The organism is Anaerostipes hominis (ex Lee et al. 2021), from assembly GCF_002270485.1.
Classification (GTDB): domain Bacteria; phylum Bacillota; class Clostridia; order Lachnospirales; family Lachnospiraceae; genus Anaerostipes; species Anaerostipes hominis.
Genome location: NZ_NQOG01000010.1, coordinates 26,518 through 46,491, shown reverse-complemented (window position 1 = coordinate 46,491; position 19,974 = coordinate 26,518). Strand labels below are relative to the sequence as shown.

Annotated in this window: 21 protein-coding genes; 6 read left to right on the top strand and 15 right to left on the bottom strand. The window is 45.2% G+C overall.

Translation table 11 applies throughout. The features are described from left to right. Positions 1 to 199: 199 nt before the first annotated feature. Entirely contained in the window at positions 200 to 655 is a 456-nt protein-coding gene (locus CI597_RS10530) for a nucleolar protein 3 (RefSeq protein ID WP_235824603.1), read from the bottom strand. 149 nt (positions 656 to 804) lie between these two features. Here CI597_RS10530 and CI597_RS10525 point away from each other — a divergent pair, with 149 nt between their 5' ends. Continuing rightward, positions 805 to 1,779: a phosphotransferase gene (locus CI597_RS10525; RefSeq protein ID WP_024729106.1), complete on the top strand. Its 975-nt coding sequence runs from the start codon at positions 805 to 807 to the stop codon at positions 1,777 to 1,779. A gap of 54 nt (positions 1,780 to 1,833) precedes the next feature. Continuing rightward, positions 1,834 to 3,558 (top strand): phospho-sugar mutase, encoded by a 1,725-nt coding sequence (locus tag CI597_RS10520; RefSeq protein ID WP_024729105.1) that lies wholly within the window; start codon positions 1,834 to 1,836, stop codon positions 3,556 to 3,558. Between the two features lie 306 nt (positions 3,559 to 3,864). On the opposite strand, the gene CI597_RS18160 is transcribed toward CI597_RS10520, so the two are convergent. The 6 genes from CI597_RS18160 to CI597_RS10490 form a co-directional block, all read right to left on the bottom strand. Continuing rightward, on the bottom strand, positions 3,865 to 4,131 hold the full coding sequence (locus CI597_RS18160; protein ID WP_024729104.1) for a hypothetical protein: 267 nt from the start codon (positions 4,129 to 4,131) through the stop codon (positions 3,865 to 3,867). A 182-nt stretch (positions 4,132 to 4,313) separates the two neighbouring features. Further along, positions 4,314 to 4,826, bottom strand: coding sequence for a deoxyuridine 5'-triphosphate nucleotidohydrolase (locus CI597_RS10510; RefSeq protein ID WP_024729103.1), 513 nt, complete (start codon positions 4,824 to 4,826; stop codon positions 4,314 to 4,316). 8 nt (positions 4,827 to 4,834) lie between these two features. After that, positions 4,835 to 6,181 (bottom strand): glucose-6-phosphate isomerase, encoded by a 1,347-nt coding sequence (locus CI597_RS10505; RefSeq protein ID WP_024729102.1) that lies wholly within the window; start codon positions 6,179 to 6,181, stop codon positions 4,835 to 4,837. Between the two features lie 72 nt (positions 6,182 to 6,253). Continuing rightward, positions 6,254 to 7,054: a delta-lactam-biosynthetic de-N-acetylase gene (locus CI597_RS10500; protein WP_024729101.1), complete on the bottom strand. Its 801-nt coding sequence runs from the start codon at positions 7,052 to 7,054 to the stop codon at positions 6,254 to 6,256. 47 nt (positions 7,055 to 7,101) lie between these two features. Beyond that, entirely contained in the window at positions 7,102 to 7,803 is a 702-nt protein-coding gene (locus tag CI597_RS10495) for a hypothetical protein (RefSeq protein ID WP_024729100.1), read from the bottom strand. A 64-nt stretch (positions 7,804 to 7,867) separates the two neighbouring features. Then, positions 7,868 to 8,584 carry a 5'-methylthioadenosine/adenosylhomocysteine nucleosidase gene (locus tag CI597_RS10490; protein WP_024729099.1) on the bottom strand — a complete coding sequence of 239 codons (717 nt, stop codon included), beginning with the start codon at positions 8,582 to 8,584 and terminating at the stop codon, positions 7,868 to 7,870. 142 nt (positions 8,585 to 8,726) lie between these two features. On the opposite strand from CI597_RS10490, the gene CI597_RS10485 reads away from it, so the two are divergent. Further along, positions 8,727 to 8,972 carry a TIGR03905 family TSCPD domain-containing protein gene (locus tag CI597_RS10485; RefSeq protein ID WP_009290204.1) on the top strand — a complete coding sequence of 82 codons (246 nt, stop codon included), beginning with the start codon at positions 8,727 to 8,729 and terminating at the stop codon, positions 8,970 to 8,972. Positions 8,973 to 8,997: 25 nt separating this feature from the next. Further along, entirely contained in the window at positions 8,998 to 10,065 is a 1,068-nt protein-coding gene (locus tag CI597_RS10480) for an undecaprenyldiphospho-muramoylpentapeptide beta-N-acetylglucosaminyltransferase (RefSeq protein ID WP_024729098.1), read from the top strand. A 104-nt stretch (positions 10,066 to 10,169) separates the two neighbouring features. Here the strand turns inward: CI597_RS10480 and CI597_RS10475 are convergent, their stop codons facing one another. Then, entirely contained in the window at positions 10,170 to 11,060 is an 891-nt protein-coding gene (locus tag CI597_RS10475) for a PHP domain-containing protein (RefSeq protein ID WP_024729097.1), read from the bottom strand. Between the two features lie 127 nt (positions 11,061 to 11,187). Here CI597_RS10475 and CI597_RS10470 point away from each other — a divergent pair, with 127 nt between their 5' ends. Continuing rightward, positions 11,188 to 12,120 carry an AraC family transcriptional regulator gene (locus CI597_RS10470; protein WP_024729096.1) on the top strand — a complete coding sequence of 311 codons (933 nt, stop codon included), beginning with the start codon at positions 11,188 to 11,190 and terminating at the stop codon, positions 12,118 to 12,120. 47 nt (positions 12,121 to 12,167) lie between these two features. On the opposite strand, the gene CI597_RS10465 is transcribed toward CI597_RS10470, so the two are convergent. The 4 genes from CI597_RS10465 to CI597_RS10450 are packed head-to-tail and all read right to left on the bottom strand — an operon-like array spanning position 12,168 to position 16,607. Beyond that, positions 12,168 to 13,556, bottom strand: coding sequence for an MFS transporter (locus CI597_RS10465; RefSeq protein WP_024729095.1), 1,389 nt, complete (start codon positions 13,554 to 13,556; stop codon positions 12,168 to 12,170). 7 nt (positions 13,557 to 13,563) lie between these two features. Beyond that, on the bottom strand, positions 13,564 to 14,484 hold the full coding sequence (locus tag CI597_RS10460; protein ID WP_024729094.1) for a sugar phosphate isomerase/epimerase family protein: 921 nt from the start codon (positions 14,482 to 14,484) through the stop codon (positions 13,564 to 13,566). A 12-nt stretch (positions 14,485 to 14,496) separates the two neighbouring features. Continuing rightward, the gene (locus tag CI597_RS10455; RefSeq protein ID WP_024729093.1) at positions 14,497 to 15,660 is read right to left on the bottom strand and encodes a Gfo/Idh/MocA family protein; all 1,164 of its coding nucleotides are present in this window, start codon (positions 15,658 to 15,660) and stop codon (positions 14,497 to 14,499) included. 20 nt (positions 15,661 to 15,680) lie between these two features. Next, entirely contained in the window at positions 15,681 to 16,607 is a 927-nt protein-coding gene (locus CI597_RS10450; RefSeq protein ID WP_024729092.1) for a sugar phosphate isomerase/epimerase family protein, read from the bottom strand. Positions 16,608 to 16,903: 296 nt separating this feature from the next. On the opposite strand from CI597_RS10450, the gene CI597_RS10445 reads away from it, so the two are divergent. Continuing rightward, positions 16,904 to 17,800, top strand: a complete 897-nt coding sequence (locus CI597_RS10445; RefSeq protein WP_024729091.1) for a MerR family transcriptional regulator — start codon at positions 16,904 to 16,906, stop codon at positions 17,798 to 17,800. A gap of 93 nt (positions 17,801 to 17,893) precedes the next feature. On the opposite strand, the gene CI597_RS10440 is transcribed toward CI597_RS10445, so the two are convergent. The 3 genes from CI597_RS10440 to CI597_RS10430 all read right to left on the bottom strand — a co-directional run bounded on the left by CI597_RS10440 (position 17,894) and on the right by CI597_RS10430 (position 19,958). Continuing rightward, positions 17,894 to 18,772, bottom strand: coding sequence for an AraC family transcriptional regulator (locus CI597_RS10440; RefSeq protein WP_095142943.1), 879 nt, complete (start codon positions 18,770 to 18,772; stop codon positions 17,894 to 17,896). A gap of 4 nt (positions 18,773 to 18,776) precedes the next feature. Then, complete coding sequence (locus CI597_RS10435; RefSeq protein ID WP_034550594.1) at positions 18,777 to 19,322, bottom strand: 5-formyltetrahydrofolate cyclo-ligase; 546 nt, start codon at positions 19,320 to 19,322, stop codon at positions 18,777 to 18,779. A gap of 102 nt (positions 19,323 to 19,424) precedes the next feature. Next, positions 19,425 to 19,958, bottom strand: coding sequence for a TetR/AcrR family transcriptional regulator (locus CI597_RS10430; RefSeq protein WP_024729088.1), 534 nt, complete (start codon positions 19,956 to 19,958; stop codon positions 19,425 to 19,427). Positions 19,959 to 19,974 lie beyond the last annotated feature (16 nt).

The window sequence follows — 19,974 nt, the reverse complement described above, 5'->3', positions numbered from 1 at the left end:
AGGTTATACACAGTAACTAATCTGGTATAGAAATTCAATTGAGGCTTTTCTGCTTTATTAAAGTCTTGCTACTACTTAAACCTATAAAAAGAACTGTCAGCCTCCGAAATATTTTTCCTCATTTTTTCATACTTATGCTTTTCCCCTCTATGTAATAAAAAGCACACAGGAACTATAAATTCCTATGTGCTTTTTATACTTATTTTTTCTTCACGGATAAAATCTGCATGTTTGCCTGGCCTTCTAAGGCTCCATAAGTAAAGGAGATCTTTGTGCCCGGTTCCATGTCATTTAAAGCGTCCATGACCTTCTCATCCTCTATGATGAACGTCTTGTATTCCCCGCTGGACATCTTTACTTCCACTGAATTACTGTCGCCGAAACCATTGTATACTCCAGTTGCACTTATCGGTTTCTTCTGCTCATCCTTTTTGTCTGCGATCGTAGCTTCAGTTGTGGATTTCGCAGCTTCAGTGGTTGCTTCGGTCTCCTCAGTAGCTACCGTGGACACTTCCTCGCTGGCGGTTGTCTCCTCTGTTTCAGCCGTTGTGGCTTCTGTGGAACCCTCGGAGCTTGGGCTCTTCTTTCCACATGCCATCAGGCCAACAGCCCCGATCATCAGCATACATGTTATAAATAAATATTTTTTTCTCATATTTTTGTTCCTCCAATTGTACTTCTGTAACATTTGTAACATTTAGATTAATACCAGTATACCTCATTTTTTTCCGAATTACAAGACGATATCATATCCGGCACCCCGGGCACATACAATTAGAGGTAGAACTTTGAGGAGGGCATATTGTGAACGACAAATACAAAATACTTTTAGATCAATATGATCTGCATATTGATTATTTAAAAAGAGGCCGCGGCGAGATCATCTGCGGCACTGATCAGGGGTTATTTGCCCTGTCTGCTACGAAACTGTCCGAAGAACGTCTGGCTGTCGAACATCAGTGGAAAGAAGAATTGATTGACCAGGGATTTACAAAAATTGACCAATATATCGTAAACAAAGAACATGAATTTATTTCTTATGATAAATACTATGAGCCTTTTGTTATGAGAAGGACTTTCAATGGTACAGAATGCAATATCCACTCTCCTTCCGATCTGTCTTCCGCCTGCAGGAATCTTGCCTCTTTCCATCGCGCGTCAGGCAGAATTCCCTACCATGCGGACTACGGGACGCCTCATTTCTCCCTGACAAAGAGCTATCATCAGCGGAGACGGGAGCTTAAAAGTATTTGGAAATATATCGGGAGCAGAAAGAACAAAGGAGACTTCGAGTATCTTTTTTTGCAGGAGATTCAGCCTTTTTGGAAACAGCTTGAGGATTCCAGCGCGAAAATGGAAAAACTTACAGGGTTAAGGGAAGGCTGGTGCCACGGTTCCTACAACCATCACAATGTGCTGATAGGACCCCATGGGACTGCCACACTTCACTTTGAACATTTTTATTATGGCTATCCTCTGACCGATCTGTATTATTTTATCCGAAAGGCTCTGGAAAAAAATGATTATCAGTTCAGTATCTGTGAGACTATGCTGAAAGGCTACAATAAAGTTCAGCGCCTCACAATGAATGATTATTCTTTTTTGTATGTGCTTTTTTTATACCCGGAAAAGCTTTGGAAAATCTCAAATCAATACATGAATCATAAGAAACACTGGGTATCTCCAAGATATCTCAATAAGCTTCAGGATATTGTTGATTTAAAAGAAAAAAGAGAGAAATTTCTTTTACAATATCACAACTTTTATAATGTTTTTTAGGCCCAAATAAGTTATAATAAAACATAAGGAAAAACGTAAAGGAGGAGCACTACTATGAACTATCAGGAAACATATCAGGAATGGCTTAACAATCCATATTTTGATGAAGCTACAAAAGAGGAACTTAAGAACATTCAGGATGATGACAACGAGATCAAAGAGCGGTTTTACTCTGACCTGGCTTTTGGAACAGCAGGCCTTCGCGGGATCATCGGTGCCGGCATCAACCGTATGAATATCTATGTTGTCCGCAAGGCGACTCAGGGACTCGCAGACTATATCCTGGAACAGGGCACGGACAAAAAGCGCGTTACCATTGCTTTTGACTCCCGGCATATGTCTCCGGAATTTGCTGAGGAAGCAGCCCTGTGCCTGGCAGCAAACGGCATCAAAGCATATATTTTTGAATCACTTCGTCCGACTCCGGAATTGTCCTTTGCAGTCCGTTACTATAACTGCATTGCAGGAATCAATATTACCGCCAGCCACAATCCTCCGGAATATAACGGCTATAAAGTATACTGGGAGGACGGTGCCCAGTTTACGCCGCCTCACGACAAAGGGGTAACCTCCAAGGTAAACGCCATCACAGATATTTCCAAGGTTAAGACAATGTCCAGGGAGGAGGCGATCAGAGCTGGATTATATGAAGTAATCGGCTCCGAAGTCGACGATGCATACATCACCGAAGTAGAAAAGCAAGTACATAATCAGGATGCGATCGACCAGATGGCATCAAAATTAAAAATTGTCTATACTCCTCTGCACGGAACAGGAAATCTCCCTGTCCGCCGCGTATTAAAGGATTTAGGCTTCCAGAATGTCTATGTAGTGCCGGAGCAGGAACTGCCCGACGGGGCTTTCCCAACCGTAAGCTATCCAAACCCGGAATCCAAAGAGGCATTTGAACTTGGCCTGAAGCTTGCCAAAGAAAAGGATGCCGACCTTGTATTGGCAACAGACCCTGATGCCGACCGCCTCGGAGTCTATGTGAAAGATTCAAAGACCGGAGAATATATCGCACTGACCGGCAATATGTCCGGTTCTCTTCTGTGTGAATATGTTTTAAGCCAGAAGAAAGCCATGAACGGATCTCTCCCGGATGACGGAGCCATTGTAAAATCTATTGTCACAACCAACCTGGTGGACGCAGTGGCCGAGGGCTACGGCGTAAACCTGATCGAAGTGCTCACAGGCTTCAAATTCATCGGACAGCAGATGCTGAACTTTGAAAATACGGGCAAAGGAACTTACCTGTTCGGTCTGGAAGAAAGCTACGGCTGCCTGATCGGAACTTATGCAAGGGATAAGGATGCGGTATCCGCAACCGTAGCCCTCTGTGAAGCTGCCGCATATTATATGACCCAGGGTAAGACCTTGTGGGATGCAATGACCGACATGTATGAGAAGTACGGCTATTATCTGGATAAAGTCAAAGCCCTTGAATTTGCAGGGCTGGACGGAGCTGAAAAGATCCAGAATATGCTCAAGTCTCTGAGAGAGAATCCGCCGAAAGAAATCGGAGGACTCAAGGTATTAAAATCCCGGGATTACCAGAACGACACGATCACTGATCTTACCACTGGTGAGACAGTTCCAACCGGTCTTCCATCTTCTAACGTGCTCTACTACGAACTGGAAAACAACACATGGCTTTGCGTGCGTCCTTCCGGAACAGAGCCTAAGATCAAGTTCTACTATGGAGTGAAAGGTTCCTCCATGGAAGATGCAGAGGCCATCGGTGGCAAGATCGAGACCTGGGTAGGACAGTTTTCTTAATCATTAAACTATGACGGAAAAGACGGATCAGGAGGATGCCTGCTCCGTCTTTTTTCTGCCCTGTTTATGTGATAAAATAAATGTAATAAAACTTCTACACAAGCATTGCAGACAGTGGGTTGATTATGGGCGGATATCAGATAAAAAACAGAAGAAGCCGCTCCCTCTTTCTCTTCCGATTCCCTCAAGGATGCTTACCTTCAGTATACAAAGGATGATCTTCTGGAGATCGCCCATATCCATCAGCTGGATCACTGTTCACAGATGGAGAAGCCTGATCTGGCCTCATATCTTTCTGAATACATCTTAAAACCCGGCGCCATGAATACAGAGAATTTCAGGAAACGCAGGGAACTGACATGAAAACAGATCCAGTACTGCTACTACTGTGTCCGTATTTACGGAGCCGCACCGCTTGAGCATATCGCCGAACTGTACAACGAGTATGAGCAGGCAGATACCTTTGCCGGGAAGATGATGGGTCTGTACGCAGACACCCGTCTGTTCATAGCTTCCGGCCATACCCCGGCAGAACTGGAGCATATGAAACACCGGGAAAATTCCTGAAATCATTCACCTTTTTATGATTACAAATGTTTCTATACTAGAAGGTATCATGGAAATTATAAAAACTTTTTCCCCTGAATATCATATCATTGGCCACAAACTCTCAAAAACGTGATATTTACATATTCAGGCATATACTTTCTGTCAAAAAAAAGACCCTGCCCTTTAAAGGCAAGGTCTTTTTTCTGTTATTTGGTTGTGCTGCCGAATCCGCCGTTGCGGACTTCCTTTGCATCATCGTCTATGGTCACACCATATTCCATAAAAATGCCCTGTACGATCCCGGTTCCCGCTTCTACTCTGACAACCTTTCCTTCATTAGAATCGTTGGTGAGCTTTACAAAGATATGTCCCTCGTTGTCTGAATAAAAGTAATCACTGTCAATGATCCCTACCGTATTGTTCATCTGAAGGCGGAATTTAAACCCAAGGCCGCTGCGCGGAAACAGGTTCAGTACCCAGCTTTGCTCCATATACACACGGATGCCTGTCGGGATCTTGATCGTCTCACCCGGTTTGAGTTCAAAATCAACCGGACTGTAAAAATCGTACCCGGCGGAACCTCTGGTAGCCCTTCTGGGAAGCTCAATGCCGTCAAAAATCTGTCTCACTTCATCCTCGGAGGTACCTTCAAAGGTATCCTGCCAGCTTTCTAAAAACTGTCCAAAACTTACTTTATGGAACTGTGCAATCTTTTTCATTTGTTCTCCTATAATCTCTTTAATAAGTCTTCTCTTCTGTCTTCAAATCCAGGTTTTCCAAGCAGGGCAAACATATTTTTCTTGTATGCTTCCACTCCCGGCTGGTCGAATGGATTCACGCAGTTTAAGTAACCGCTCATACCGCACGCAGACTCAAATGTGTAGAACAGCTGCGCAAGATGGTATGCATCCATCTTAGGAATATCAAATCTTAAGTTCGGAACGCCTCCGTCCACATGAGCTAAGATGGTTCCCTTCATAGCGTTCTGGTTTACGAAGTTCATAGACTTGCCTGCCAGATAATTTAATCCATCCAGATCGTTTTCTTCTGCTTCGAGCACAATATCTAATTCCGGTTCTTCCACGTTCAGCACGGTCTCAAAGTGGTTGGAAGATCCGTCCTGGATGAACTGTCCTAAAGAATGAAGGTCTGTGGAGAAGTCAACGGATGCAGGGAAGATACCTTTTCCGTCTTTTCCTTCGCTTTCTCCGTATAACTGTTTCCACCACTCAGAGATAAAGTGGAGGTTCGGCTCGTAGTTTGCAAGTATCTCCATGCCCTTTCCTCTGCGCATGAGAATGTTTCGGATCGCAGCATACAGCATAGCCGGATTTTCCTTAAACGGCGCGTTAAGGAACATCTCTCTTCCGTCCTGGAATCCTTTTACGAACTCATCAATATCAATTCCCGCAGCTGCGATCGGAAGGAGTCCTACGGCTGTCAGGACTGTAAAGCGTCCTCCTACATCATCCGGCACAACGAAGGTCTCGTATCCCTCGTCTGTGGCAAGTGTCTTCAATGCCCCCCTTGCCTTGTCTGTGGTAGCGTAGATGCGCTTGTTTGCTTCTTCTTTTCCGTATTTGTCTTTGAGAAGTTTTTTGAAGATACGGAATGCAATTCCGGGTTCTGTCGTCGTTCCTGATTTGGAGATAACATTTACAGAGAAATCTCTGTCTCCGATCACGTCGATCAGCTGTTTTACATATGTACCGCTGATATTATGTCCGGCAAAATATACTTCCGGAGCTTTTCTCACTTCTTTGTCCAGCTTGTTGTTAAAGTTGTTGGACAGCCCTTCGATCACGGCTCTGGAACCAAGGTAGGATCCTCCGATCCCAATGACAACCAATACATCGGAATCGCTCTTAATCTTGTCAGCAGCTTTTTTGATTCTCACAAACTCTTCTTTATCATAATCCACAGGAAGATCTATCCATCCTAAGAAGTCATTTCCCGGGCCTTTTCTTGACAGCAAATACTCTTTCGCATCCGAAACCTGCTTCTCGATCATATCGATCTCATGGTCCCTGATAAAATCTTTTGCGTTGCTGTAATCAAACTTAATTTTTCCCATGTCTTTCTCCTTTACTGTTGTCTCTCTTGTTTAAATGCGTTATCTATATTTTAACAAATAACACCCTTCTATTCAATAGTCCGGGAGCTTTTTCAGCGACCGGAATTCAAATCCTTTTGCCCTCATATTCTTGATAACGGTCTCCAGTGCTTCCGCGTTAGACTGGGATACATTGTGCATCAGCGGAATGGCTCCATTGTGGTAATTTTCTTCAAAATGCCGGACCACATAGTCTTTGCCCGGCTGGCTGTTCACATTAAAATCCACATATGCCATACTCCAGAAAACTGTCTTATATCCGAGCTTCTTTGTCAGCGCCAATGTATGTTCGCTGTATTCTCCCATAGGCGGGCGCATAAACATATCCATATCATAACCGGTTGCTTTTTTGCAGTATTCCGCACAGTCAATGAGTTCCTGCTTATTGTCCCTGTCTGAGACCGTCGGCATGCTCTTATGGTGGACCGTATGATTTCCCACCACATGTCCCTCTTTCTTCATTCTCTTTACTAAATCCGGATTTTCCCGGATGAAAGGCTTTGTCACAAAAAATGCCGCCGGCACTTTCTCTTTCTTCAATACATCCAAAATTTTGGGCGTAAAACCATTTTCGTATCCGCAGTCAAAGGTCAGATACATCACTTTCTTATTTTTCGCCTTCGTATCCACCGAGTATGCATCATATTTGGACAGATCCACATTCTGTGAAAATTCCGGCTGCTGATGTTCTTTATTTCGTTTCAGCCACCATCCTTCTTTTGTATTGCTTCCCTGGCTGATCACTTTCGTAGTCTCCACCTGTGCCTCTTCCTTTTGGCAGCCGGCGAGACCAAGCATGCAAATGATACAGAATAATAAAAAAACTTTCCTCATGTTTTGATTTCCTGCTTTTTTATTATTCTATTATGTATACATTAGATTTATAATCCATTTATAAAATCTTTCACCGCCTGCATTTCCTCATCAGTCAGTTCAAATTCTCTGGATGCGGCAGCTTCCTGCCAGTGTCTTTCTATTTTTTTTGCCTCTTTCTTTTCTTCCTTTACCTGCTCCTTTTCTTTCTGCTTCTCCTTCTGCTTTGCCTGTTCTTCTTTTTCCTGTTTTTTCACTGATTTCAGATAGCGGTTAGGGAGGATATTTTCGAGGAAATGGATCAGATTGGCCCTGACGAGCTGTTTTCTGCCATCAAAGGTGATCAGCCTGTCCACAAACACGAGAAACAATCCGGCCGACAGGCTTAAAAACAGACTCTCTGCCACAACACTTAAATCGGCTCCTTCTATGTACCCCCAGACTGTGCCAAGACAACCCATGAAAAAACTCAGGACAGCACACAGCCCGGTGATCTGTTCCATAATCTCGGAAGACACTCCGGCTATCTTGTGATTTTTCATATACTTGTCCACAACACAGGGAATGTTGTTCAGGTTTGCTTCCAGCTGATAGTAACTTTCAAACTTTTTTTTCAGCACTCCCATCCACTGTTTCTTATTCCCGTCCATCTCATAAGAATCTCTCAAAAGCCTGCGGTAATTTCTCCAGACAATAAGCTTTGACAAGACACCTGCTGCCATGACTGCAATCAGTCCCGGTAAAAAAAATGCGTTTTTTAATACATCCATGATATTTCTCCTTCTTCCTTTATGATTCTTATATTATAGAATCACAAAGAGGGGAATACACGGATTATTGCCTTACAAAGTTTGACGCTTCTTTGTCTAAAATACCGTGAATGAGTCTAATTATATGCTTTATTGCAGCTTCCTCAAATTCGCTGTAATTTACTGTTGCTGTGTCGTCGCACTTGTCGGAGATGGCTCTTAAAATCACAAAGGGTACGTCATTTAAGTATGCTGTCTGGGCCATGGCCGCCCCTTCCATCTCCGCACAGTACCCGCCAAAATTTTCGATCAGCCAGTGTTTCTTTTCGTCGCTGGAGATAAACTGGTCGCCGCTTAAAACCCGCCCGGTAAAGCATTGGATATCCGGATTGGCCTTTTTGCAGGCTTCCTCCGCCTCTTTTATCAGTGCAGCATCCGCCTGGAACACAGAACACTCCATACGCGGGATCTCTCCCAGCTGATAACCAAATCCCACGGCATCCATATCGTGCTGTACAGCATCGCTTGAGATCACAATATCCCCGATCTCAATATCCTTGTACAGGCCGCCTGCGACCCCGGTATTGATCAGTTTTTCCACACCAAAGCTGTCGATCAGTATCTGTGCGCAAACAGCCATGTTTACTTTTCCAATGCCGCTCATAACAACAACCGTGTCATTTCCCCAGAGCCTTCCCTCATAAAAATCCATGGAGGCTTTTGTCTTCTTTTTTACATTCTCCATAGAAGAGATCAGGGATTCCACCTCTTCTTGCATTGCCCCGATAATTCCTATTTTCATAAATCATTCTCCTTTTTACTGTCATTATTTCCGTCTGATAAAAATTATAACACAGCTTCCCCATCTATGTATTCTCCGATTTTTATGATATAATACGGATTACCCATTTGGTATACAATAAAAAAATCAGGAGGTAACTACGATGGTTTACAAAACAAAAGGCGTCTGCAGCAGCGCTATTGAATTTGAGATAGAAGACGATATAATAAAAGACATACAGTTCCGGGGAGGCTGCCAGGGAAATACCACAGGCGTGGCAGCCCTTGTAAAAGGAATGTCAGTAGACGAGGTGATCGAACGGCTTTCAGGCATCCAATGCGGTTTCCGCGGTACCTCATGTCCTGACCAGCTTTCCAAAGCTTTAAAGGAATATAAAGAGACTCATTAACATCTGTTTAATTGATGGAGGTATTATGAAACGAATCGTATTGACCGGAGGGGGTACTGCCGGACATGTCACTCCGAATATGGCATTGGTACCTGCACTGGAGAAAGAGGGATATCAAATCAGCTATATAGGCTCCAAACAGGGGATGGAAAAGAAGCTGATCGAAGACATTGGTCTTCCCTACTACGGTATTTCCTCCGGTAAGCTCAGAAGATATTTTGATGTGAAGAACTTTACGGATCCCTTTCGGGTCATGAAAGGTTATTTTGACGCTAAGAAAATATTAAAGCAGTTGAAACCCAATGTCGTGTTTTCCAAAGGCGGATTCGTCACCGTACCTGTGGTCATGGCGGCTAAGCATCTGCGGATCCCTGTCATCATCCATGAATCTGACATGACACCAGGTCTTGCAAATAAATTAAGCATTCCAAGTGCCAATAAGGTTTGCTGCAATTTTCCGGAAACCGTAAAACATCTCCCAGAAGGAAAAGCTGTACTTACTGGTTCACCGATCAGAGAAGAGTTGTTTACCGGTTCTAAGGAAAAAGGCCTTAAGCTTTGCGACTTTACATCTTCAAAACCTGTACTGCTGATCATCGGCGGAAGCCTTGGTTCCGTTGCCATCAACAATGCGGTCAGGGAAAATATTGATGAGCTGTTGGAGGATTTTCAGATCATCCATATCTGCGGGAAGAATAACCTGGAATCCATGCTTGCAGGCAAAAGCGGTTACCGCCAGTTTGAGTACGTGAAAAAGGAACTGAAGCATCTCTTTGCCTGTGCAGACGTTATCATCTCCAGGGCAGGGGCCAACGCCATCTGTGAGCTCCTGGCCCTCAGGAAGCCAAATATCCTGATTCCGCTGGGATTAAACGCCAGCCGGGGAGACCAGATCTTAAACGCCCAGTCATTCCAGCGGCAAGGCTACAGCTATGTACTGAACGAGGAGGAGGTCACCTCTAAGTCCCTGCTGAACGCAGTGCACGAGGTTTATGACAACCGGGCAAGCTATGTGAATGCCATGAATCAGAGTGAGCTTTCCGATCCCATCGGAACCATCGTTAAGCTGGCCAACGAGCTCGCAAGAAAATAGACGGATCAATTAAGTATTCCATGCAAGAAAATAGTCAAGCCCTTCAAAATGATAGGAAGGGCTTGACTATTTTTATTCTTGATTATTTTTTTCTGTTGAACTGTCTACTTCACGATGCTCTCAAGCTGGGGCAGGATTTCATCTTCCGGATGGCTGCAGCCGTGCTGTCCGATACAAATAGACGACTTGGTCTTCCCGTGGTAATCACTTCCGCAGGTCACAAACAATTCATACTTTCCGGCCTCATGGCTGAAAAACATAGCATCCTCCGGTGAGTGATAGCTGCTGAAGGCTTCTACCCCGTCAATGCCGGAAACGGCGATCTCTTTCCAGAGTTCCATGTGGTCCTTTAAGTTCACTCCCGGATGCGCCAGCACTGCCTTTCCCCCGCTTTCATGGATCTGAGTTATCACCTCTTCCATAGAAGGGAACTTTATACCCACATGACAGGGTTTATCCTGGGAGTAATAATCCCAGTAAAAATTCACGTAGGGATTGCTGCTTCTGTCTCCTCCCGGACGGTAAGGCAGGAGCAGTTCATGTTCCTTATATTCCGGTTTATTTAATAGAACTTCCGCAAACATCTCCCCTGTCCACCGGTTTTTCCAAAACATAGTTTCCGTCAGGGCTTCCATGTCTTTCTCAGACACATCAAATCCTAATTTTCTCGTCCCCTCAAGCATCTTAACCGATGCTTCACTGCTCTGCTCTGATATATTGTCCTCGATCTTTTGAAAAGCCGCGTCCCTTTCATCTATTCCATACCCAAGAACATGCAGATTAACCCCTTGAAAGGTGCAGTCGATCTCTATCCCTGAGATAAAATGAATCCCCTCTTTCTGGGCTGCCTTTCTTCCTTTCTCCACGGCCCGGACACAGTTATGGTCTGCAATGGCCATATACCGGATGCCCTTTTCCTTGCATTTTTGCACTAATTCTTCCGGCTGAAACTCCCCGTCATCACTGTAATAAGAATGCATATGTAAATCTATCATAAAAACCCATACCTCCTGTATATCTGCACACCAGTCACCTTAATATATAAATACCGTCTTTTGCTGATTGAAACAATATAAATTTGGACCTATAATATAAAAAAAGCGACAAAAAGGAGGAATCTCTATGCCTTTGCAGGATTGTACAATCTATACTGACCAGGACAGGCGGGAAGTGCGGCCCCATGGAACCATCGAATTCCCGTGTGCCGGCTATGACTCTGTCTATTCTGTTGACAACGTCAGCAGGATCCCTTGGCACTGGCATGAAGAACTGGAAGTCATCTATCTGTACTCCGGGACTTTAGAGATAAGGGTCCCCGGCAGATCCCTGCGCATGAATGCAGGAGACAGCCTGATGATCAATTCTAATATCCTTCATGAGGCTGAAACCTCCGGCACCTGCCGGCTTCATTCTCTTGTATTTCATCCGGATTTCATATGCGGCTCTGAAAGCTCTGTTTTCTATATAAAATATATCCAGCCGCTCATCAGCTCCTGTGCCATAGACTGTCTGCAGTTTTCTCCAGTAGACGATACTGTGCCGGAATCCACACAGTGCATCTTAAAGGCTTTCGAGGCCTTTTCTGAAGGTTCACAGGGCCATGAATTTACAGTCAGGGAACAGCTCTCCCGCCTTTGTTTTCTTCTATATCAAAGCCATGAATCTGTGATCTCAGAAACCACGGCGAGGCCGGACCAGGATTCCTGCCGCATCAAAACAATGATTCATATGATTGAGGAGCGGTTTGCGGAACCATTAAAGTTATATGACATCGCAAAATCCGCCAATATTGGTGAAAGGGAATGTTTACGGTGCTTCCGACGGACACTGGGGATCCCGCCCATGCAGTATCTGATCCGCTACCGTCTGTCCAAAGGCGCCCTTCTGCTCACCAAGACCAGCCAAAGCATCTCAGAGATCTCCATAGGATGCGGTTTTGACAGCCCCAGCAACTTCTCCCGGATGTTTAAAAGGACTTACCAGTGCTCGCCCCGTGAATACCGGAACCGTAATAAAGAACAAAGTGGGCAAGCCCGCCGTCCTGTTATAATATAAAATGCAGGGAGGAAACCTGATTCAAAGGCTCCTTCCCTGCTGTTCATTTATAGCTGACCCTGAAGTTCCCGTTCTGTCAGTTCCTCCATGATCGTTTCATATTTTTTGTCCAGTTTGTATAGGACAAGTGTTATGATGACTACGACCCAGACAATGATCGGTCCCATTTTATAAATGTTTATAATCATATCAATGGCCGACTGGGGCTGGGTGACTGCTCCTGCCGCAGAACTCAGATAGCCTGCCAGTGAGAGAAGTCCCGTCATGATGGCTGAGGCCAGGCCGGAACCAATCTTTGTTCCCACTGACCCGCCGGCAAATATCAGGCTCTCCTGGCGGATATGGTGCTTCCACTGTCCGAATTCCACCACATCGCCCAGCATGCCAAAGACAATAGCATTTAACGGCGATAATCCGATACCCCTGATGATACAGCACAAAAGCATCCACTGAAAACTGTAGGGATTGGCAAAGAACACAAGCTGTCCGGCCAGCGCTAACACCGCCCCCGCAAGCGCCATATTTCTCTTGCCGAAGTGTTTTAGCAGGATAGGGCATACGATACACGTGGATGCCACGATGGTCAGAGTTTCCGTCAGATACAGTGTACTGTACATCCATGTATCGTTGTGGAATATGTACTTGCAGTAATATGGCAGAATGGTCCCTGTCACACCGTAGATCACATTCTGCATCATCCAGAGGACCAATACGGCCCAAAAATACTGATTGGTCACTAAAAGCTTTAATGCCTTGAGCGCAGGTATCTTTTCCTGCTTCTCACGGGCTTCGATCTTTACGGTCTCCTGGCAGTTGGCAAAACAGATGATTAAAAGGACCATGGCGATCACAGCCCATATGCCCATGACGATCACCCATGAGGACTGGGTATCCCCGAACAGCTTTACTAACGGCATGGTGCAGGTTACTGCCAGAATACGCCCGAACGGTGACATTCCCATTCTCACGATACTGAGCATGCTCCGCTCCTCAGAACTTCTGGACATCATAGCAGATAGGCTTCCGTAGGGCAGATTGATGGCCGTATAACAGATGGTCGTACAAAAATTATACGTCACAAACATATACAGAAACTGCAGAAAGTTTGTCGTGTGGGGCACTGTGAATAACAGCACGGCTGAGACGGCATACGGTGCCGCCATCCACAGGATCCACGGCCTTGATTTCCCCCATTTGGAGTTGGTTCGTTCCACAATAAATCCCATGATAACGTCAGAGAATCCGTCAAATACTCTGGAGAGCAGCATGACCATTCCGACTGTTGCGGCAGAGACTCCCACGTAATCTGTGTAAAACAGCGTCAGCACCGTGCTGATCATCCCAAAAACCACATTGCACGCCGTATCTCCGCATCCATAAGAGAATCTTGTTTTCCATGATAATTTTTCTAATATCGTTCCTTGCTTCTTTTCCATTCTCACTCTACCCTTTCAGCAGTTCCCGTTCAATGCGTTCTCTTGCCTCCGGCGCCTGCTTCTCCATCTTTTCCGGGAATCCGAACATGGATACACATGCAATGTTGTCTCCTCCGGCTTTCGGTGCATCTTCCCTTAACTGGCTGTTTGCGAAGTCCATCTCTCTTAACGTCTCAAAGATACCGTCAAAGTCCACGTCTCCCTCTCCCATGGCTAAATGCTGGTGGATGGTCACATCCGCTTTTCCTCTTCCGTTTAACCACGGCGGGTTGGCGATATAGCGGCAGTCCATGGTCTGGTTGAACGTATCCGCAAACAGTACGTGGGTCAGTTCTTCCCCTGCGTACTGTAACATGGAGCGCACATCCCCTTTTCCCTCGTCATAGAAGAATCCATGTGGGGAAGAATACACATATCCAAGGTTCGGGGAGCGGAAGGATTTCACCAGATCACAAGTCTCATTGTTTAATTCGCAGAAGTCATACGGATGGGACTGGATCTCCACCCGGAGCCCTTCCCTCTCAATGATCGGCAGAAGTTCTTCCATAGAATGGAACCACATGCCGTTGCAGATCTCCTGCTGGTTGGGATCCCCGGAGAGTTCCGTGTTAATCACCGGCACACCCATGTCCACGGCAATCTCAATCATCCGCTTCCAGTTGGCTACTGCCATCTGTCTCTGCTCCTCTGTAGGTCCGGACCAGCGGTACACTACGATAAAGGAGGAGATCTCCACTCCGGTTTCCCGGAGTGCTTTCCTGTATTCTGCCTCACATTCCCTGGAGAACAGCGGGTGTTTATAGAATGGATTGATCCTTGGATGCGGAGACTGTTCGATGTATTTATAACCCCAGTCTGCCACCTGATGCACCATCCGGTTGATATCCATCTGCTTTGCCAGCACATCCACGTCAAATGCTATTTTCATCTCATCAGCTCCTTACTTATAATCTACCCACTGTGCGCCCTGATCTGCGGATTGTACACAGTTTTCTACCCAGCGCACGCCCTCTGCCCCTGCGTGTACATTGGGATACCAGAACTCCACGTTCTCTCCTCTGTCACATGCGTCCATGGCCTGCGCAAAGCGGCTATATAAGTTACTCCATGCCTCAAACAAACCTTCCGGATGCCCTGCCCCAATACGGTCTTCCTCCAGGGCAGAAGGTGCCAGATATCCCATGCCTCTTTCCAGAACACGTACAGGTTCATTCTGCACTTCATAGGTCAGCTGGTTCGGATGCTCATCCCACCACTCAATAGATGCCTTTTCACCGATGACACGAATCTTCTGCCCATGCATGGAACCGCAGTTTACACAGCATGACCAAACGTATCCCACGGCACCATTGTCATATTCCATGATGGTCATAGCGTTGTCCTCCAGAGGTTTTCTGGACTCGACGAAGGACTGTCTGCTGCACATCAGCCGTTTGATCTTCATATCCGGAAGCATGACTTCAGATAAGTACAGCGGATGGGTTCCCACATCACCCAGCACATAGGACGGTCCTGCAACCTTTGGATCTACCCGCCATTTTGTGGAGGCTGTATTTTTTTCGACTGCCACGTTGTGGAATCCATGGGAGAACTGCATATTGACAATACGAATCTTTCCCAGCTTTCCTTCGGCGATCAGCTGTCGTGCCTCCTCGATGACCTGATGTCCCGCATAACCGTAAGTAACACCTACGATTTTATTTTGTTTTGTGGCCAGTGCCTCTAATTCCTCCGCCTCTTCGGTTGTAAAACAGAGAGGTTTTTCACATACAACATGAAGCCCGGCAAGCAAGGCTGCCTTTGTGATCTCAAAGTGTGTTCCGTTGGGAGTTGCAATGGAGACCGCCTGGATCCCGTCCTGGCGCTTAGCTTCCTTTGCAAACATAGTCTTATAATCTGGGTAACATCTGTCCTCATCCACATGAAGCTGCTTACCAAACTCTCTGCCCCTCTCCGGGTCAATGTCAAAGGCACCTGCAACCAGGTCAAAATTAAAATCTCTCATTGCGGCAGACCGGTGGATATAGCCAATCTGGCTTCCCTTTCCTCCCCCTACCATAGCCCAGCGGATCGGTTTTTCAATTTTCTTTTCTCCGTAATACATAGTTTTGCTCCTTTTCAGAATTAGATTTCATATCCTACACTTTTTAAATATGTAACACTGGCCTTCACGTCCCGGAGGCTTGTGTCTGAATTTCTTGGATCACGTTCCTGTTCTATGGTGATATATCCGCTGTACTGGATATCCTCCAAGGTCTGCTTGATCTCAGGGTAGTCCAGTGCGCCTTTTCCTATGGGACACATGGCTCCTTTACCACAGCCCTCAAAAAAGCGGATATGTTCTCCCAGAACTTCCCGGTATACCTTTTCATCCACATCTTTAAAGTGGACATAATCCAAGCGGTCCGCATACTTTTTCAGCCATTCTGCCGGATCCATGCCGGAGTAATAAAGATGCCCTGTATCCAGGCAGAGACCTGCCAGCTCATAAGGAATGTCCCTTACCACCGCTTCGATCTCATCTGCAAACTCAATATAACCTCCAGCGTGAGGATGAATGACCGGCCGCACACCGTATTCTTTTGCTTTTTCACAGATTCCCCTGATGTGGCCCATCATCGCTGCCCATTTTTCTTCTGAAAGCCTCGGCGCTTTGTCAGGATGTCCGGCCGCATAATCCCTCTCATCATGACCCCAGTCCATGATGGTCATATAAGGCGCAGCAAAATGCTGGCCCTCATGTACCGGAAGCGGCGGAAGCTTTGTGACCAGAGAACAGATCTCTTCTGTCTGTCTCAATACGTTTTCATAGTTTTCTTCACTCAGCAGATCGTCGAAGATCGTCCCTGCCACAATGGCTAATCCATTCTTTTTTAACTCCTCAGAGACTGTCTCCACATCAATCGGAAGATATCCGTAAGGTCCAAGCTCAATGGCCCGGTAACCCGCCTGGCCTGCCTCCTTAAGTACCCTCTGCCATGGCGGCAGATAAGGGTTCTTTACATCATCCACGCCCCAGCAGCAAGGAGCTCCGCAGATATTCATACTCATGTTAAAACCTCCTGTTTTGTTTGTTCAGCATCGCTTTCTGTAATTATTATTTTAGAAAAAACAAAGGTCCTCCGCCTTTACTATTTTGTTCGCTGTGAGATCAAAAACAGGGGCATTTCAAAGAAATATATTAGAAATGAGAACAAGGACTCCACTATCTTGTATAAGACACAAACAAAGTACCCACAAATTACTCATATAATGATTTTTAAAAAGACATGAAAAACCATTGACTCTCACGTAACGTGATAATGTAAGATAGAATCAAAGATACACAACAGATTGGAGATGATGTCTTGAGAACCATAAAAGAAGTTGCAGTACTTTCAGGCGTCAGCGTGCGGACCTTACAGTATTATGATGAAATCGGTTTATTAAAACCCGCAAAGGTCACCGGCGCCGGTTATAGACTATACAACGATGAATCCATAAACACTCTACAGCAGATATTACTTTTTAAGGAGTTGGAATTTCCTCTGAAGGATATTAAAAGGATCATGGAAAATCCCAATTTTAATAAAAAAGAAGCTCTTAGCAGGCAAAAAACACTGCTAAAAGCAAAACGAGACAGGCTGAACAGACTGTTAGACCTGATTGGCAGACTGGAACAAGGAGAAACCTATATGAGTTTTAAAGAATTTGATTTAAGTGAATATATCCAGGCATTGGAGCAGTTTAAAAAAGAGAATACAGAGGAGATTATGAAATACTGGGGAAGTACCGAAGCCTTCGATGAATTTATAAAAAGAGCCAGGGATCATAAGTCCAGCATCGCTCAAACGGCGGTGGAGTATTACGGCAGTGTTGAAAAATACACAGATGCCATGAAAGAGAGCCTAAGCCATTTCTCTGAGAATATGGAGAAGATGCGGAAGATCAAAGAAAAAGGGTATGTAGAAAAGAATAAAGACTTGATGGAGCAGCTGACAAGTGACGTTTCAAGGGATGTCAAATCTGAAGAAGTACAGAATATCATCGGCCAGATGTTAAACCTGCTGGATGAAGAAGACCAGCCTACAATGGATCTGGGCGAGAACTACTATGATAAGCTGATTGACGGATATCTCCACAATCCAAAGCTGATCGAGGCTATGGATCAGCAGTACTGTAAAGGAGCTTCAAAGTTTATAGGGGAAGCATTACAATATTATCTCAAGAAAAAAACATGTAACTCTAAGTTTAGAATTATTTGATTGCTATCTGTCCTACTACCTTTTTAGAATTAGAATCTATCAGAAGTATTCTGAAATCATGCCCTCTTGTATGTATTCCTGCTCTTTTCACTCTCATGACTGGTCTCTCCTGCCCCTCAGCTTTTCCAGATACATGTTCCGGTACCGGATCGGCGTCATACCAACGGTCTTTGTAAACAGTGTGCTGAAGTAATTGGTGTTGTCGTATCCCACCATAGTGGCGATCTGGGTCGCCGTGAGATCGGTAGAGATCAGCATTGTCTGGGCAAGGCCGATCCGCCTGCGGATAATATAATTGATGGGAGTCATACCCGTGGCTTTTTTCAGGCCGTGGGAGACATAAGTGGCAGAGCAGTGCATGTCCTCAGCGATCTTGTCCAGATTTAATTCCTCCGTGAAGTGTTCATTCAAATAATCCAGAATTCTTGAGATAAACTCTTCCTCCCTCGTCTCCGCGGCCATAGCCTGCGGAAATGTATCCAGCTGGCTGGCAATGACCACCATGGAGGCGCAGAAAAGCTGCGATGCCAGCTGGCCTGCCGGATTCAGCTCTTCCATCATGTAGATCTGATCACACATCATCTTTAAAAACGGAAACAGGGATCCTGCATGGCGGATATAGGGCCCTCCCTCCGGCACCATCTGGTTTTTCTTAAGTTCCTTTAAGTGAAGGTTTGTAATACCGATACAATAATGGCCGATGTTGGTCTTCTCAGCCGTTGCGATCTCATGAAGGTCTCCCTGGTTATAATAAGCCATACAGCCTTCTTCTATGGGATAAATACTGGTGCCTACCTGATAGGTTCCGGTCCCCTTATATACAAGCAAAAGTTCACAGATAGATTCATGGCTGTGCAGCGGACGGCTTATTTTCTCCGGGGTGCTCTCCTGTCTGGATATGTATACCATGGCTGGCAGCTTTCCGTCCTCAAAAACTTCTTTTAAATTCTGGTTAATATCAAATCGAATCAAAGTTTCACCCCTTCTCCGTGACCACAAGGTCCATTGGCACATCATAGCTGTCTGTAGGAATCTCCTCCCACAGAAGCTCTTTTCTGCATAAAACCACCTTCAAAAATTCTGTATCGCTTAGATACCGGTCATAATACCCGGCTCCATGTCCGAGACGTTTTCCACAGAAGTCTGCGCTGATACAAGGAATAATCCCCAGGTCAATCTCTCGTTTCTCCACAATGGGAGTATTTCTTTTTGGCTCCATGAGTCCGTAGATGCCGTGTTCTAACTGGTCCATACAGGTGATCTGCCTTACTTCCATGATTCCGGGAGCTGTGCACAAGGGCACTCCCACCCGTTTTCCCTGTCGGAAGCATTCTGTTAAAATCAATTCTGTGGATACTTCCTTTCCCACGGATATGTAGCAGAAAACAGTCTCCGCCCTCTTAAATTCCGGCAGCATAAGGATCTGTTTCTGAATCTCTTCTTCCGAATCCCGAAGATATCTTGTGGATAACTTCTCTGTTTTTTGTTTGATCTGTTGACGGATGTACTGTTTTTCTTTCATATCCTCCACACCTCTGTCTGACCTTTCTTTACCAAAAAGGATAGCATATGAAAACAAAGTGGACAAGCCCATCATCTTTCCATCCAGCCATACAGACCGGTACTAAAACATATTTGAGATCACCTCACCTGCGATCTCACAGATTAAATCCGCTTCCTCTCTCATCTGTATAAACGGCTCAGTGATACAGGATATCGCAACTGTAAGCTTTACTTTGTTCTTCATTGTATCCTCTAAAAGTCCGGTAGACATTAACCTTTCAGACAGGGTGTTCGTTACGATCAATGGAAGCGGCAGTTTATGTTCGTCTTCATGCAGATATGGAAAAGTCTTTTCCAGACGTCCAAAATCAAAATCCTCCAGGAACTTTTTCACAAACATCTTTGGGTTTGTAAAGAACTCCATATAATAATCCAGATTTCCAAGAGTTCCTTCTATGTGCTCCAGGATCACTTCTTCATATAAGTCATAGATATCTGAGTAATGCAAATAAAACGTTCCCTTATTGATCACAGCCTCCCTGGCCAGTTCCGTCACTGTGATCTTACGGATGGGCTTTTTTCTCAGAAGCTTCTTTAAGACCCCTTTTAAATTTGCCTTTGTCTTTACAACTCTTAAATCTTCCCGTTTTTTCATGGTTTCAGAATCCCTC